Below are 17,083 nucleotides of genomic sequence, written 5' to 3'. Positions count from 1 at the left end.
GGCGAACCTCTTATGTTAAAAAAGCACACATCATATCGCTTATTGAAGCGACATATTTGCTATACGCTTGCGTCAGGGATAGTGACCATGACGGTTCCCATGTTAGTTCATGCGGAAGATTCAGTAAAAGCGCCTGCTGTGGAAGCAGAGTTTGACTCAAGCTTCCTGATTGGTGATGCACAAAAAATTGATATATCCCGCTTTAAATATGGCAATCCTGTTTTACCAGGGGAATATAACATTGATGTTTATATTAACGGTCAATGGTTTGGCAAACGCCGTATTGTGTTTCGTGCTACAGAACAAAATCAGAATGCATTTACCTGTTTTACCGCAAACTCATTACTTGAATATGGCGTAAAACAGGACGTTCTTGCGAGTCGGATTTCCGCTGCAAGTCCAAATGCTTGTCATAAAATCGAAGAATGGATTGAAGATGCCTACTACGATTTTGATACCTCCCGTTTGCGAATTGATATTTCCATTCCTCAAGTTGCATTACAGAAAAATGCACAAGGATACGTTGATCCAAGTATTTGGGATCGTGGTGTGAATGCAGGCTTTTTATCCTATAGCGGTAGTGCCTACAAAATCTTTAACCGTCTAAATGACAATAATCAAGAAACTACCAATGCCTTCATGGCACTCACTGCGGGAATGAATATCGCGGGTTGGCAATTGCGTCACAATGGTCAGTGGCAATGGCAAGACGGCGTACAAAATCAGCTAGATTCAAAAAAACAAAAAAAATCGACTTATGACGCAACCAGTACTTACTTACAAAGAGCCTTCCCTGCATATCGTGGTGTATTAACGGCTGGTGATAGCTTTACCAATGGGGAACTATTTGATTCATTTGGCTATCGTGGACTGGATTTTTCTAGTGATGATCGTATGTTGCCAAACAGTATGCTGGGTTATGCGCCCCGTATCCGTGGTAATGCAAAAACCAATGCCAAAGTTGAAATTCGTCAGCAAGGCCAACTGATTTATCAAACGACGGTTGCACCAGGTAATTTTGAGATTAATGATCTTTATCCAACAGGATTTGGCGGTGAGCTTGAAGTCTCTGTCATTGAATCAAATGGTGAAGTACAGAAGTTTGGTGTTCCCTACGCTTCGGTCGTACAAATGTTACGTCCTGGGCTCAGCCGTTACTCGCTGACTGCTGGTCAGTTCCGCGACAAGGAAATTGATCTCGATCCGTGGGTCACGCAAGGTAAATATCAGATCGGTATTAATAACTATATTACGGGTTATGCGGGTGCACAGTTAGCTGAAAAATATGCGGCTATATTACTAGGTTCAGCCTTTGCGACTCCAATCGGTGCGGTATCGTTTGACGTTACTCATTCAGAAGCAGACTTTGAGAAACAAGGTTCACAAACAGGTCAGAGTTTCCGTCTAAGTTATAGCAAACTTATTTCACCGACCAATACCAACCTGACCTTGGCCGCTTACCGCTACTCGACCGAAAACTTTTATAAATTACGTGATGCCCTACTGGTACGTGATCTGGAAGATAAAGGGATCAATACCTATGCCGTTGGCAAACAACGTAGTGAATTCCAAATTACCTTAAACCAAGGTTTACCTGAGGGTTGGGGAAATATCTATGCAGTGGGTTCGTGGAATGATTACTGGAACCGTAACGAAACCAGTCGTCAATATCAGGTCGGCTATAGCAATAGCTATCATGGGTTAACTTACGGGCTTTCTGCAACCAATCGTCAAATTGAATATGGCAGTAACAATCAAACCCGTGATACTGAATATTTGATGACGCTTTCATTCCCGATTAACTTTAGAAAGAACTCTGTCATCGTCAATGCCACCCAATCTCAAACCAACCGAACTGTTGGTATGAGTGGCATGGTCGGCGATCGTTTTAGCTATGGCTCATCGTTTTCTCATGAAGACCGAAACAACCCTAGCCTTAACGTAAATGCACGCTATCGAACCAACTTTGCAACTGTGGGCGGTTCTTATAGCATTGCGGATACCTATCAACAAACGATGCTCAGTGTCAGCGGTAATATCGTGGCACATGATCAAGGTGTGCTGTTCGGCCCAGAACAAGGCCAAACTATGGTATTGGTTTATGCACCAGATGCAGCAGGCGCTAAAGTAAATAATACAGCGGGTCTGAGTATTAATCAGTCTGGTTATGCAGTTATTCCGTATGTGACACCTTATCGTCTAAATGACATTACCTTAGATCCGCAAAACATGTCGACTAATGTCGAGCTTGAGGAAACCAGTCAGCGTATTGCGCCTTATGCAGGTGCAATTGCCAAAGTAGATTTCTCTACTAAAAAAGGTTATGCCATTTATATTGACACCAAGACTGAAACGGGTGAAAACCTGCCATTTGCAGCACAAGTATTCAATGCTCAAGATGAAGCCATTGGAATCGTGGCACAAGGCAGCATGGTCTATTTACGTACTCAGGAACCGCAAGGTAATTTGTATGTAAAATGGGGCAATGAAGCCAATGAGCAATGCCACTTCAACTATGATGTCACCGCACAACTTTCTAACGATCAGCAAAGCATGATCATGACCGAGGCCGTATGTAAATGAAAAAATTACTTTTAAGCAGTGCTCTGTTTACAGCGGGTCTTGGTGTGTATAGTGAGGCGAATGCAGCGTGTGCGCCAACTGCTGGTTTTACCACTAAAGCCATTAGTATGGCTGTAGGTCGTGTTGTTGTTAGACCATCTGATAATGTTGGAAAAATCTTACGTAAAGCCACCTTCACTATCGACCCAAATAACTCGACAATTAACTGTACGAGAAACTCATCTGGTACTGTAAGAGCCGATTTAACCCAGCAATATCCTGTAAGTTATTTGGGTAATAATATCTATACAACGAATATTCCCGGTATTGGTATCCGTTTATATCGGGAAGCACAAAATAATGCCAACTTCTCAGGCTATTATCCATATGCAAGAACAATTACGGGTGGCCCCTACTGGAACGGTACAAATTACTCCCTCGATACAGGTTATTTTGTCGTAGAAATTGTTAAAACAGCGACACAAACAGGATCTGGAGCTTTAGTACCAGGTCAATATAGTAGTTATTATTTAACAAGTCACCCAGGTCGCCCTATTTTAACGAGTCACGTTTACGGCAATGCAATTACCATCGCATCTTCCTCTTGTGAGCTTCAAGGAGATATTAATAAGGTTGTTCAGCTACCAACCGTGACTAAAGCCAGTTTTACCGGTGTTGGATCTACTCAAGGTGAACAATCTTTTGATCTGAATATTTTATGTAATGGCGGAGAGAATCCAACGGGTTATGAAGAAAAGAATCTGATTAGTTTAAGTTTTGACTATCAACAAGATGGCAATAATAATCAGGTAATGACCAATATCGCGCCTAACTCCACTAAAGCTCAAGGTGTAGGCGTACAATTACTTTCTACTTATCAAAATGTAGATCCTTTATCTCAGAATAAGGTGATTAGTAAAGGTGAAAAATTAGCGATAGGTTCTGTCAGCTCCAATCAAACCGTACAATTCAATATACCGCTGACCGCCCGTTATTATCAAACTGCCACCAAAGTAACAGCTGGTACTGTTCGTGCGATGGCAACAGTGACAATTCAGTACGATTAAGCTCTAAAAAAATCGCTTTCACCCCTCCTCCCTAAATCTTTCATATAGGATTTAGGGATTTTTTCATTTAAAAAAACAAATCACACTAAATAAATAATAAGTGATGCATGACACAGAATAAGAAATTTATATTAATTATCATTTTATATAATATTCTTTAAATAGATCACATTTTAAATAAAAATTTTATATATATTTTCTTTTACGATTGATTCTGCAATATTTTTTATGTTAATTAATACTTAATACATTTATAAAAGGTATTAAATATGTATAAAAACATTTATAAATCTGCCCTAGTTTTATCATTAATGGCATTTGCCTCGGTTAGTTATGCCACAGGTACAATCCAGATTAGTGGTAAAATCGTAGAGGATACTTGCTTTCAGCAACACTACAATATTGACTGTCAACCATTGAATACCTTACGTAATAACGCTGAAGTACAAACCAGCTCTCTGAATGATTTAACTAATCAAATGCAAGAGAATGATCTGACAAGCATTAGTATTGAACAGTTACCTGAGCAGAATAGTGCTGTTGTGATTGCAAGTTACTATTAAAAAGAAACTCATTTAAATACAAAAATAAAGCGTGAGCCCAATCACGCTTTATTTAATTAAACATAATAAATTCACAAAATACAAAATCAAAAATCTAGCTTTAAAGAGTATTTATTCTAATTTATTCCAACTCAATATATTTACCTTGTATTTAAATATCTATCTACTTCAAAAAATATCTTACTGACTCATATAATTTACAGAACAATCATTAAGCTTAGGATCTCATCCCAGCATAAAAAATGCCGTAAATATGAGCTTAAAACATCTAGAGACGAGAAAAGAAGAAATTTCATTGCAATACAGTCGAATAGTACTCGTAAAAACCCACAAAAATATCAATAACCATTTGAAACTAATCAACTAAAATATAGGACAACTCTAGCACCTTCAATCAGAAATGATCAGGTTCTATAGATAGGATATATATTGAATAATATTATTTATCAATTTGATCAATACTACTAATAAATCTAAGCTTAACATTGAGCGCTATAAAACAAGAATTCAAGGGTGAGTTCGATATCTTATTAAAATTTAAAGTGAAATAACTGAAAAGGAAATTTTTCATTCCAAAGGAAGGACTCAATGCAAAATATCAATGCTGCAAGGTTGATTGATCAAGCTTCATTAAATAAGCACCACAAAATTCTGGTTTTTTGGTGTTCCATCATTATGCTTTTTGATGGCTATGATCTGGTGATTTACGGTTCGGTATTACCTCATTTGATGACTGAATGGCAGCTTAGCCCCCAGACGGCAGGATTGCTGGGCGCAGCATCATTAATGGGTATGATGGTCGGTGCGATTACTCTCGGCATGGCAGCTGATAAATTTGGCCGTAAGAACGTCATTATTGCCTGTACGATTCTGTCGAGCCTTGCTGTCACCATGAATGGCTTTACCCATGATGTCGTCAGTTTCTTTATATGCCGATTTCTAACGGGCTTGGGTTTAGGAGGTGCAGTTCCGAATCTGGTCACGATCGTAAAAGAAATGTCGCCAAGTACTCATCGCAACCGCTTAATCAATTTTGTTCTCGCCTTTTATGGCGTTGGTGCAATCATTTCAGGTCTGGCAGGCTTGTTCTTGATCTCTACTTTTGGATGGAAAATTGCCTTTTGGATTGCGGGTAGCAGTATTGTCATTGTCCCTTTTATGATGAAAACCTTTCCTGAATCCATCAGCTACCTGATTCATAAAAATCGTCAGACTGAAGTCGTCCAGACATTAAAAAAGCTGAATCCTCATCATATCCATCAACCTCAAATGCACTATGTGGTTGAGATGACAAGCAATACCCAGAAGAACCCTGTTCTAGGCCTATTTACCGAAGGCAAAGCATTCAGGACGTTCCTGATCTGGTCTAGCTTTGCGATGGTAATGTTAATGGTCTATGGCCTAAATACATGGTTGCCAAAACTTATGAATGTTGGTGGCTATTCTTTAGGTTCTAGTATTACTTTTTTGGTTACACTCAATATCGGTGCAATTTTAGGGACATTAGTATTTGGCATCATTGCAGATAAACTTGGTGCCAAGAAAACGCTTGTTTTAGGCTACATATTGGCTGCGCTATCGATTAGTTGCCTCGGCTTTCATCCACCTAAGCTTATTCTGACTCTGTTATTGATTATCGCTGGCGGTGCAACTGTGGGCTCCATGGCGGTGATACATGCACTCGCAGCAGATTTTTATCCCGCCAACATTCGCTCCACAGGCGTCAGTTTTGCCGCTGCCATCGGCCGTTTTGGCGCTATTGCTGGCCCATTATTTGGTGGCTTCTTGCTCGCCCTTAATCTTCCTTTTGAGCAAAACTTCTTGGTTTTTGCGATTCCCGGCATCATCGGTGCAATTACGATCGCCCTCTTTACACATCAGAAATTAAACCCAGTACAACAAATCGTTAAAGGATAATACGATGAATACTCAAGCCAATATTGTTGAACAGATTTGGAAAGAACATATTTTTCAGGGAAACTGGATTAAAACAAATAACTTATCGAGAGATATTATCAATCCAGCAACAGGCGAAATGATCTCAACTGTGCAACTTGCCTCACTAGATAACGTGAACAGTTCCGTCGAAATCGCTGTAGAAGCACAAAAATCGTGGAAAAATACCAGCTTTGAAAGCCGTGCCAAGATACTCAGAAAAGCAGCGCAATTTTTTGAGGAGAATATTCAAACCTTCATTGACTGGAATGTTCAGGAATGTGGTTCAACATTGTTAAAAGCTGGCTGGGAAGCGAATGCCTGCATAGAACAGTTATATATGGCTTCCTCCATGCCGATGGCAGCAGCAGGAGAAATTTTCCCCTCCTCCATTCCAGGCAGAACAAACGTCTGGCAGCGTGTTCCTTTAGGTGTTGTAGGCGTCATTTCGCCATGGAATTTCCCTTTATTGCTATCCATTCGTTCAATCGCACCTGCTTTGGCAATGGGTAATAGCGTGATTCTTAAGCCTTCAGAATTTAGTAATGTTACTGGTGGAGCATTGCTGGCGTGGCTTTTCCAGATGTCAGGATTACCTGAGGGTAATTTTCAGGTGATCAGCGGCGAAAGTGAAATCGGTGAAGCATTGGTCAATCATCCGCTTGTTAATCTGATTTCTTTCACTGGCTCAACCGCTGTAGGCAAAAAAATTGCTGAATCTTGTGCCAAACAATTGAAAAAATGTGTGCTGGAATTAGGCGGTAATAACGCCATGATTATCTGTGAAGATGCAGATATTGATACTGCTGTAAACAATGCCGTTTGGGGTAGTTTTCTGCATCAAGGGCAAATTTGCATGCAAACAGGTCGCCATTTAGTACACCGCAGTATTGCAGATGAATATATTCAAAAACTAAAAGAAAAGGCGTCATCTCTCAAGGTTGGTGATCCATCTTCCCCAGAAACTCAATTGGGCCCGTTAATTAATGCCAATCAGCATCAGAAAGTCTGCCGTATGGTAGAAACTGCGGTTGAACAAGGCGCGACTCTGGAATGCGGCGGTCAAGGAGATCAATTATTCTTCCATCCAGCCGTTGTGACCAATATCAGTAAAGACAATCCACTTTTTACAAATGAAATTTTTGGCCCTGTCGCACCGATCCTGATTTTTGATGATATTGCAGAAGCTATTGAAATCGTAAATTCATCTAAATATGGTCTAGCTGTTGCCATTCATACGGCGCGAACTGCTTGGGCCTATGAATTAGCCAAGGACATTAAAAGCGGCATGATTCATATCAATGATCAAACCGTCAACAATGAATATCATGTACCGTTTGGAGGAATGGGAGAATCAGGATATGGTGGGCGCTTCGGTGGGCCAGCAAATTTTGATGAATTCAGTCAGCGCCAATGGGTCAGTATTTTAGATAAAGGCATTCAATATCCCCTTTAAACATTCCTTTAAATACAATAAAAAACCTAACGCTTCAGTTAGGTTTTTTATTGCTCGCTGAGTACTTTATTAAAAGGCTTGAACCTCTAAATTTATGAGCTTCGGGTAATATAGCGTGTATTTAATTGTTTCACCGATGGGCATCCGATTTGTGCCAAAGTACGATCGACATCCTGTTTTAACAATGTAATCACTTCATTAACACCAACCTCTCCTTTTGCAGCCAGCCCATATAAAGTCGCACGGCCCAAACACACCATATTCGCTCCCAGACATAAAGCTTTGACAATATCGGAACCACGTCTAAAGCCACTATCGATAAAGATGGGTTGATGAATAGAACTGGAAATATCGTATAAGGCTTCCATCGGAGAAATACTACAATCGAGTTGGCGTCCGCCATGATTGGAAAGAATGACCCCGTCTGCACCACATTGAATGGCGCTTTGAGCATCTTCCAGACGAACAATACCTTTGACCAGTAAAGTATGTGGCCAGATATCACGAAGCTTTTTTAAACTTTCCAGATTAAAACGGGTATCCATCTGACGGCTCATCAACGCAGCTTGTATTTCCAGACTCTGCGCCTCCGAAGTTACAAAATTAGCCAATTGTGGCATTCCCTGTTGAAGAAACCGCAATGACCAAGCTGGATGCAACATACCATCCAGCACCAAACTTGGTGAAAATCGTAGCGGAAGCGCAAACTCATTGCGAATATCTCGTTCTCGATAGCCATTTACTCCAACATCCAGAGTAATGACCAAAGTGGTATATCCCGCTTTTAGTGCTCGATGAACCATTTGAACCGCTAATTCTTCGTGTACAACATAGAGCTGAAACCACTTTTCACCATCACATGTTTGAGCAACATCTTCAATCGACATATTTGAAGCTGTCGAAAGCATGAAGGGAATATTCGCGCGGGCTGCACTTTTTGCCAGTAAAGCATCTGCTTTAGGCCAAAAGGAGCTATTTAAACCTGTAGGCGCAATTGCAAAAGGTGCATCCCATTTCTTATTAAAGAGTTCACAAGAAATGTCACGATGACTGATATCAACGAATCGCTGTGGCTTAAATCGCCATTGATCAAAAACAGATCGATTATGCTGTAGACCTTTTTCATCCTCAGCACCACCCTCTAAATAATCGAAAATAATCCGTGGTAGTTGAGCTTTCGCTTGACGTCGATAGTCTTCAACATTGATGAATTGACGCGACACAACAGTTTCCCTTCTATTGGTTTTCAGACAAATCCTTGTGGTTTTCTAATGCCAATGTTTCGCTTTACTGGTTTTACCAATACCAGGATTGAAACTATTGGTCGGATCCAGCTGCCTTAAATGCGCCTGATACGTTGGCGAAGCCTGATAGAGATGACCAACATTATGTTCTGCTGGATATTTTGCACCGCGTGCCTCGAGATAAGAGAGAACCTCATTTTTAAATTGTTTGGCATCCACACCATCTTTAAGCAGATAGTCTTGATGTGATACCAGACAAAAGAAATGCCCACAGCAGCTTTCCATCATCACCTGTTTTTGCAGATGCTCTGGTAAACGAATTAACCACTGTTGATCATTTCGTCTAAATGCGACATCAAACGACACCAAACGCTGATTCGGATCAATTGATCGACTTTCGCAGTAGTAAACAACACAACCACCGACAGCAAAACGGATCAGAAATACATTCTTTTCTTCTTTTTTATTGCATAGAAAAAATTGCGCTTTCTTTCCAGAAAAGAAATCATTTAATAATTTTTGCAATTCATCATTCTGTTGTGCATCAATCTTAATCATCAATAGATGCTGATACTTTTGGTGAAATTCTTGTATACGCGGCTCAATCCATGACGGCGAAAGACGATTAAACAACTGAATACAACGATCAGCTGTATTGTTAGGCAAGAAAGGAACTTGTTTGAAAAATTGATCAATCTTTGATTTAAATGCAAATAAATTCGGGATTTTCTCAGCACCCCAGATATCAATCGCCTTATACATATGTTTTGCATAGCGTTGAGTCATCTCAAATGCATTTTTATGAATATATTCAGCTTGAATAGGCAGTTCCGATAAATGTTCTAATAAATATTTACGTAATTGAATGAACTGCACTTCATCATTACTCCCTATCAGATAGGTACTTGCCTCAGCAGCTGCGGCAAAAGTCGGTAAACGCACAGCAAAAACAGCTAATTTACCCGAACATCCAGCACTGTCATGTAGATATTCAGGATTGCCATTGTATCTTGTTGGCATTGCAGAGGTCGTATCTCTTAAGGTTGCGGCATAATCATCTGCCCAGATACGTCCTTCCCAATGTTGTGAGTGCGCGGTTAAATAGTTTTTCTGTTCTAAATTTTGGAAAATTTCTTCGGGTGTAGCACCTAAATCAATGCCTAAATGATTGACGAGAATTAAGCTTCCATTCTCATCAATTCGGGCAAATAGAGATTTTTCGGTATATGCAGGCCCTCTTTGAATCAGAGAACCTCCCGAGTTATTGCAAACACCGCCAATGACTGAGGCACCAATACAAGAAGAACCGATGACGGAATGAGGTTCACGACCATAAGGTTTTAACGCATTTTCCAGCTCTGTTAACGTGGTACCGGGAAAGGCAATTAACTGTGTTGCCTGCTCCAACAATTGCAAACCCTTCAATTTGCTCGTACTTATAACTACCACATCACGGTCATAATTATTTGAATCAGGCGTAGCCCCGCCAGTTACACTGGTATTCGATGCCTGCAAGATCATGATGACATCATGCTGCACGCAAATCTCTAATACCTTCCATAGTTCCAATAAGGTTTCAGGAATGACCACAGCAATTGCATCACCTTTTCCAATCCGAAATCCTTTTAAATAAGGGGCTTTGGTAGATTCTTTCAGCAAAATCTGACGGGATTTAAGCAAATTTCGAAATGCATCAATAACTGGGTTTTCTTGCATGTAACAGCATCCTCTCTTGTAATTTTAAATCTGCCTCGCCCCGTTAATTTTCTACTGTAACAATCTCTAGTAAAGTCGGTTGATCAGAGGCAAGCGCCTGTTTAAATCGGTTAATAAATTTCTCATCATTGCTGATGCGATGCGCCTCAACACCATAACCTTGTGCAATCTGAGTAAAATCGATATCAGGCACATCCATTCCCGGGACATTCTCTGCTTTTAAAACATCAGCGAACCAACGTAATGCGCCATAGGTTCCATTTTTCAGAACAATAAAAATAACAGGAATTTTATATTGAGCGGCAGTCCATAATGCCGTAATACTGTAATTGGCTGAACCATCGCCAATGATCGCTACAACTCTACGTTGTGTGTGTGCCAACTGAATCCCCACGGCAGCAGGCATACCAAATCCGAGTCCACCTGCAGCAGCAAAGAAATAGCTACCCTGTCCTTTAATATTCAAGCGCTCCCAGAGAATGCTCATGGTTGAGGTAGATTCATTGGTAAAAATCGTATCCTCAGGCACCAGATCATTGAGCAAATCAAATAATCGTTCTGGTTTAATATAATTTCCTTGGCTAGGTTCTGCCAATTTAGCCCGTGGTCGAGGCTTAACCTCACCTTGTTTTTTCTCTACCACCTGACTTAAACGTGCCAAACTATCCTTTAAATCACAGATATAGCTTATTCCCATTGCTGCTCTGGCAGCTTCATGAATATCACAGCTAAAGGCAATTAATTCGGTATTTTCTCCGAGATATTGCCCGGGTTCATATTGGTGATAGCGAAATACAGGTGCACCGAAAACCAGTACCAAATCATAATCTTTAAAAATTGCTGAAATCCCCGCAATACTTGCTGGCAGGATTCCCTGAAAATAAGGATGCATGGTTGGAAAAGGACAGCGTGGTGAAGACGGTGCAATCCATACGGGAACATTTAAGGATTCTACAAATTGAAGTGCATTTTCATTTGCATATTGACGGTCAATATCTGTTCCAAGAACCACAGCAACTTTTTTAGCAGAATTAATTTTTTGAGCAATCGCTTGCAAATCATGATCGGATAAACATTGTGAAGATACGACATGCTTCCTTAATAAATGCTCACTTTGTTCATCAACCTCGATATCCCAATCACTATAAGGTATGGATACATACACAGGGCCAGCAGCTTCGGCTTTTGCAAGATCAATAGCACGACTGATCGCATGCGGAACTTCATTGGCACTTGCTGGCTCATGGCTCCATTTCACTAAAGGTTTGGGTAATTGGGTTGCTTCTAAATTGGTTAATAAGGCTTCCACACCCATCATGGCACGGGTTTGCTGCCCCGATGTAATCACTAGAGGCGTATGTGAGTTCCATGCATTACTTAAGGCCCCCATTGCATTGCCTGTTCCTGCCGCTGAATGTAAATTTACAAATGCAGGCTGCCCTGTTGCCTGAGCATAACCATCGGCAATACCGACCACCGTACCTTCATGTAAACCTAAGATATATTGGAAATCAGCTGGAAAATTTTTTAAGAAAGGAAGCTCATTCGAACCAGGGTTTCCAAACACCTTGTTAATTTTATTTTTTCTTAAAATATCATAAGTATACTGCTGAACTGTTTTCACAATATTTCCTTGATTGTGTGATTCACTACAAATCTTAGAATCAGCCAAAATATAGATCAAATTAATAATAAATATTATCTCTTATAGCCCTCATCTATGTAGAGTAGCTTTTTATTCAACATAACTTTTAAGCGAAAACAAAAAGTCTCTATCATTCAGTCAGCTCTGCGAAAGCGTATCCTGTAAGAAATCGATAAACCATTTCTGAGCCGTTATATCTCCAGCTTTTTTATACCAATGTAAGGTGACATCAATCTCAGGTAACTCAAATGGCAGGTCATAAATTTTAATATTGGTATTTGACTTAAAAAAAGCACCAATTCTCATGGGTACAGTCACAATGAGATTATGCTTTTCAATCAATTCATTCAAAATACTGAATTGAGGAACCCTTAATTTAATTTTACGTCGCAAACCTTTTTGGTTTAAATAGTTTTCAATCAGGTTATGTCCTGTAGATGCCAAAACAACTGCATGATTTTCTTTTAAAAAGGTTTCCAGTGTTAACTGATGATTGACTAGCTGGATATCTTTACTGAGCAAACAGACATATTTTTCTTGAAATAATCTCAGGGTATTTAAATTTCTATCTTCTAAATTTCTATTACAGATCGCAGCATCAACTTTTCCTGTAATCAGCCAATCCGTGAGCTTATTCATATCCACAGTAACGACTTCCAGAGAAATATTGGGTGCTATTTTTTCCAGACTTTCATAGATTTTTGGCAAAAAGTACATTGCCCCAATATCGGTTAACGCAATTTTGAAACAGCGCTCGCTATTGGCGATATCAAAATTGGTGACTTTACTAATCGTATTTTCAATATCAATGAATGGCTGATTTAAAGACTCATAGAGCTGAGTTGAATATGCTGTAGGAATCATGCCATCTTTTGTTCTTGTAAACAGCTGATCCTTAAATATATATCTCAATCTCGACAAATTATGGCTCACAGACGGCTGTGTAATATTCAAGCGCTCTGCCGCAATACTGACGCTTTGTGTATCGTAAATTGTTATAAATACTTTTACTAAATTGAGATCAATCATCATAGATACTGCTAATAGTAGTCTCAAGAAAACTAAGCTTTTAGCAATAGTAGAGTCAACCCTTGCGGAGATATTTTTAATCGATCTGTTGTTTGAGGATACTAATAAAGTGAATTTGCTTACATGGTGATTACATAAATTTAAGCATTAAAAAAGCACTTACAATTAATGCATGTAAGTGCTTGATATATATGGTGGGCCCACCGTGACTTGAACACGGGACCAACGGATTATGAGTCCGCTGCTCTAACCAACTGAGCTATAGGCCCTATAAATTTCAATCATATCGATATGATCAATGCTGCCTGATCTTAGTTAAATTTAACTTAAATTACAAGCAGATGATTTTATCAAACCACCAAAATAGTGTTAAAAATCATAAACTGCGCTGATTCTATCTGATCTCTATATAACGAGTAAAGCAAATATTGCACGGTTTTGATCATTTAAAAGCCACCCAGATTTCTATTATCTGGGCTTTTCGGATATGTATTTTCCTCAAAACTCGTATTACACTGCGACCACACATTGCGAATGATCACGGATATGAAAAAGTTTTTAGGAAAATCTATTTTTAAAGCAACAGGTTGGAAATATAACGTTGATCCAGCAATCTTAGAAAAGAAACAAGTCATTATCGGTTTTGAACATACATCCAATCTCGATACCATCCTCTCTCTGGCTTTATTTGAAATTTTAGAGATTAAAATTCATACACTAATTAAAAAAGAATTATTCAAAGGCCCTTTAAAGCCTATTTTAGAGCATTTAGGCGGTATCCCTGTTGACCGCAAAGCCAGTAAAGATATTGTCACGCAAATGGTTGAGCTTTTTAACCAGAATGAACGTTTTAATCTGGTCATTGCACCGGAAGCAACCCGCGCTAAAGATGGTGAGGCGCGTAAACCGATCCGTACTGGTTTCTGGCATATCGCAAAAGCTGCCAATGTGCCCATCATTCTGATGTATGCCAATGCACGCACCAAACAAGGCGGCATCTTGGGTAAAATCTACCCAACCGATCTACAGCAAGATCTGGAAAAAATCAAAGCGCTGTATGCGGAATACGATATTGATGTAAAAATTAATTAATTGATTCAATCTATTTGATCAATCTTTGACGCTTGATCAAGATTTTAAATTTTGAATATGAGTTAGGGCAGTTTTCAACAAAACCTTCGCTATGCTAATATTCCTGCACTTTTTTGAGTTTTAATTTTTTGGAGTTACTTCCATGGCGGGTCATTCTAAATGGGCCAATATTAAGCATCGTAAAGCTAAACAAGATGCAAGTCGCGGTAAAGTTTTTACTAAATACATCCGTGAAATCGTAACCGCTGCACGTTTAGGCGGACCAGATGCTGCAAGCAACCCACGTTTACGTGCTGTTGTCGAAAAAGCACTTTCTGTGAATATGACACGTGACACCATTAACCGTGCGATCCAGCGTGGTGCTGGCGGCGAAGATAATGATGATTTAAAAGAAGTAACCTATGAAGGTTATGGTGTTGGTGGTGTTGCCGTTATTGTTGAAACAATGACAGATAACCTGAACCGTACCGTTCCAGACGTTCGCCATTGTTTCTCTAAAACCAATGGTAACTTGGGTACCAATGGTTCGGTTGCCTACCTGTTCACTAAACGTGGCGAAATTTCTTTTGAAGATGTGTCTTTAGAAGATAAAGTTATGGAAGTCGCTTTAGAAGCGGGTGCTGATGATATCGAGATCGATGAAGATAGTATCTTGGTAATCACTAGCCCAGAGAGTTTTGGTGATGTTCAGGATGCACTTACAGCAGCAGGTCTAAAATCTGATAATGCTGAAGTTGTAATGAGCCCATCGACGAAAGCTGAAATCAACGATATTGATCAAGCGAAACAAATCATGAAAATGATCGATATGCTTGAAGATCTTGATGATGTTCAAAACGTTTATACCAACGTTGAATTCTCTGAAGATGTTTTAACGCAACTTGATGCTTAAACATTTATGCTGAGTAAAAAATGCATCTTTTTAGATGCATTTTTTTATAGCTTGTTTAAAAGTTTATAGCAGTTAAAAACATTATATTCTTTAATGACAAAGCTGGAATGCAGCGCCACAACACTGTCAATCTTACCAATACGGCGTAACAGGATTTCACTATAGTCATCCATATTACGGGCCACCAGTTCCAGAATAAAATCAGCACTCTGCCCTGTTACTAGAAATGCATTGGTGACTTCTGGAATATCTTCTAGTTCTTGTAAGAACTTATCAAAAGTTTCGCTGTCGTGTTTACTTAATGAAACCTGCAACAGAATATGTAGGCTAAACCCCAGCTTATTAAAATTAATTTCTCGTTTGAGCTGTCCCATCACTTGGGATTCAATCAGATTTTTAATGCGGCGATGCACTGAACTGACCGAAAGATTAATACGTTCTGATAGTTCATTCAGATTGACATCTTCATGGGTTAAAATTTCTAGAATTTGTTTATCAAAACGGTCCAATTCCATTTTTACAGTCCTCATAATTTATCGAAGTTTTTTCGGAACTGTCTACACTCAGTAATTTTTAAGGGTCAAGGGAAAACATTCGTTTAACTTTTGACGATGCTGCATGGATAACGCAAACATGATTCCGATAAACTTTTGGTTCATCTTTGTCTCAAAGCCGAAACAAGACCTTTTGAGCAACTGTTCAACTGATCTCCCAATAGTTGAACAACTCGTTTCGATCCCCATCACACCCTGAAACATAAGATAACAAAGCCTTTTTACAATTATTTCCCTCTTTTCAGTTTTTTTAAAGTAAATTTGGTAATTATTTCTACTATTTTCTGCTTAAAACGAATTTTCTTTTAAAAATTAATTTTATTCACCAATAATTTTTTACTTTTTTAGCAATTTTTCTATTTTCTTTCTCATAAAAAAGCCCCGATTGTTTCAATCAGGGCTTTTTACAGAAAAAATTATTTATAAACCACGCCAGTCGACACGTGCATTACGCTCAGTTGCATAAATACGCTGCACATATTGTCCAAGTGGCAAGTCCGATAAATAGTCATAATACTGTTTCAATTCACCGTTAAACTGTTCAATATCATCATTTTCCAATTCCCACGGCGTTCCCTTAATCACCAATAGAGGCGCGAGAATTGAACAGACTGCAATATCAGCCAGACCTAAACGGTCACCGACCAAATAACGTCCTTGATTATCGATCAGGCGTTGGTTGAGATCTGTAATCAGTTCCGTCATCCGCAACTTGGATTGCGCGACTTTTTCAGGGCTCAACTTATAATTGGTTGAAACCAGACTTTTTAAGATCGGCTTAGAAATTTTTTCAAACTGACGTAAATAGCCCTGCTCACCCATCATGATTTCAAGTGGATGATCACCGACTGATAATGCATGGGCCAAAGACCAGCGACGAACATGCACACCTAACTCATCAGCCAGCTTATCAATCTCTAAGGCTTGCTCACGTAACTGTTCATCACGTCTTAATAACGCATGCTCAGGATATGTCGTATCAAGATATAAAGCGATTTGGGTGGAATCAGCAATCCAGTGTTTATCATCCTTCAACATTGGCAATAAATATTGCCCTGATTTTAGGAAGGTAAATGCACGATGGAAGCCAGGAATCAAATTATGTGCAACATAGTCCAACTCCTTATGATCTAACAACCAGCGAGCTTTTTCACAATAGTGAGATAAAGGAAATTGGTATAAAACCCGCATAGACTCTCCAGATTTATTTTTCTACTCGATCAAACATAAGGTTTTTCATACTTTAGAAGTAAAAGCTAATGAATACAATGTCCTTTTCTGCCTATCTTTTTTAATTTTGGCGAAGTTTTCTTTATCAATATTCTTGG

At 39.3% G+C, this 17,083-nt stretch carries 13 protein-coding genes and 1 tRNA gene; 7 read left to right on the top strand and 7 right to left on the bottom strand.

Going from position 1 to position 17,083, the window contains the following annotated elements:
- Positions 1-12 precede the first annotated feature (12 nt).
- From PJ15_RS16820 to PJ15_RS16800, 5 genes are all read left to right on the top strand, one after another.
- A complete protein-coding gene (locus PJ15_RS16820) occupies positions 13-2,583 on the top strand; it encodes a fimbria/pilus outer membrane usher protein (RefSeq protein ID WP_047432760.1) in 2,571 nt (856 codons plus the stop codon).
- Positions 2,580-3,629, top strand: a complete 1,050-nt coding sequence (locus PJ15_RS16815; RefSeq protein WP_047432757.1) for a fimbrial protein — start codon at positions 2,580-2,582, stop codon at positions 3,627-3,629. The genes PJ15_RS16820 and PJ15_RS16815 overlap by 4 nt, the downstream gene beginning before the upstream one ends.
- A gap of 269 nt (positions 3,630-3,898) precedes the next feature.
- Positions 3,899-4,192 (top strand): hypothetical protein, encoded by a 294-nt coding sequence (locus tag PJ15_RS16810; protein WP_047432754.1) that lies wholly within the window; start codon positions 3,899-3,901, stop codon positions 4,190-4,192.
- A 588-nt stretch (positions 4,193-4,780) separates the two neighbouring features.
- On the top strand, positions 4,781-6,109 hold the full coding sequence (locus PJ15_RS16805; protein WP_047432751.1) for an MFS transporter: 1,329 nt from the start codon (positions 4,781-4,783) through the stop codon (positions 6,107-6,109).
- Between the two features lie 4 nt (positions 6,110-6,113).
- Positions 6,114-7,583: an aldehyde dehydrogenase family protein gene (locus PJ15_RS16800; protein WP_047432749.1), complete on the top strand. Its 1,470-nt coding sequence runs from the start codon at positions 6,114-6,116 to the stop codon at positions 7,581-7,583.
- A gap of 92 nt (positions 7,584-7,675) precedes the next feature.
- Here PJ15_RS16800 and PJ15_RS16795 read toward each other — a convergent pair whose 3' ends face one another.
- The 5 genes from PJ15_RS16795 to PJ15_RS16775 form a co-directional block, all read right to left on the bottom strand.
- Entirely contained in the window at positions 7,676-8,806 is a 1,131-nt protein-coding gene (locus PJ15_RS16795) for an alpha-hydroxy-acid oxidizing protein (RefSeq protein WP_047432746.1), read from the bottom strand.
- A gap of 45 nt (positions 8,807-8,851) precedes the next feature.
- Complete coding sequence (gene dld / locus PJ15_RS16790) at positions 8,852-10,543, bottom strand: D-lactate dehydrogenase (protein WP_047432745.1); 1,692 nt, start codon at positions 10,541-10,543, stop codon at positions 8,852-8,854.
- A 43-nt stretch (positions 10,544-10,586) separates the two neighbouring features.
- A complete protein-coding gene (gene mdlC / locus PJ15_RS16785; RefSeq protein ID WP_047432742.1) occupies positions 10,587-12,167 on the bottom strand; it encodes a benzoylformate decarboxylase in 1,581 nt (526 codons plus the stop codon).
- A 159-nt stretch (positions 12,168-12,326) separates the two neighbouring features.
- Positions 12,327-13,217 (bottom strand): LysR family transcriptional regulator, encoded by an 891-nt coding sequence (locus PJ15_RS16780; protein WP_050560179.1) that lies wholly within the window; start codon positions 13,215-13,217, stop codon positions 12,327-12,329.
- Between the two features lie 192 nt (positions 13,218-13,409).
- A tRNA-Ile gene (locus tag PJ15_RS16775) sits at positions 13,410-13,486 on the bottom strand.
- 277 nt (positions 13,487-13,763) lie between these two features.
- Here PJ15_RS16775 and PJ15_RS16770 point away from each other — a divergent pair.
- On the top strand, positions 13,764-14,309 hold the full coding sequence (locus tag PJ15_RS16770) for a 1-acyl-sn-glycerol-3-phosphate acyltransferase (protein WP_032863876.1): 546 nt from the start codon (positions 13,764-13,766) through the stop codon (positions 14,307-14,309).
- A gap of 142 nt (positions 14,310-14,451) precedes the next feature.
- Positions 14,452-15,201: a YebC/PmpR family DNA-binding transcriptional regulator gene (locus PJ15_RS16765; RefSeq protein WP_004653079.1), complete on the top strand. Its 750-nt coding sequence runs from the start codon at positions 14,452-14,454 to the stop codon at positions 15,199-15,201.
- A gap of 44 nt (positions 15,202-15,245) precedes the next feature.
- On the opposite strand, the gene PJ15_RS16760 is transcribed toward PJ15_RS16765, so the two are convergent.
- Positions 15,246-15,716, bottom strand: a complete 471-nt coding sequence (locus tag PJ15_RS16760; RefSeq protein ID WP_004771770.1) for an Lrp/AsnC family transcriptional regulator — start codon at positions 15,714-15,716, stop codon at positions 15,246-15,248.
- 459 nt (positions 15,717-16,175) lie between these two features.
- Positions 16,176-16,946, bottom strand: coding sequence for a glutathione S-transferase family protein (locus tag PJ15_RS16755; RefSeq protein ID WP_005257103.1), 771 nt, complete (start codon positions 16,944-16,946; stop codon positions 16,176-16,178).
- Positions 16,947-17,083: the final 137 nt, after the last annotated feature.

The organism is Acinetobacter sp. neg1, from assembly GCF_000788125.1.
GTDB classification, from domain to species: Bacteria; Pseudomonadota; Gammaproteobacteria; order Pseudomonadales; family Moraxellaceae; genus Acinetobacter; species Acinetobacter vivianii.
The sequence above is the reverse complement of the archived record's forward strand: the minus strand, read 5'-3'. Positions and strand labels throughout refer to the sequence as shown.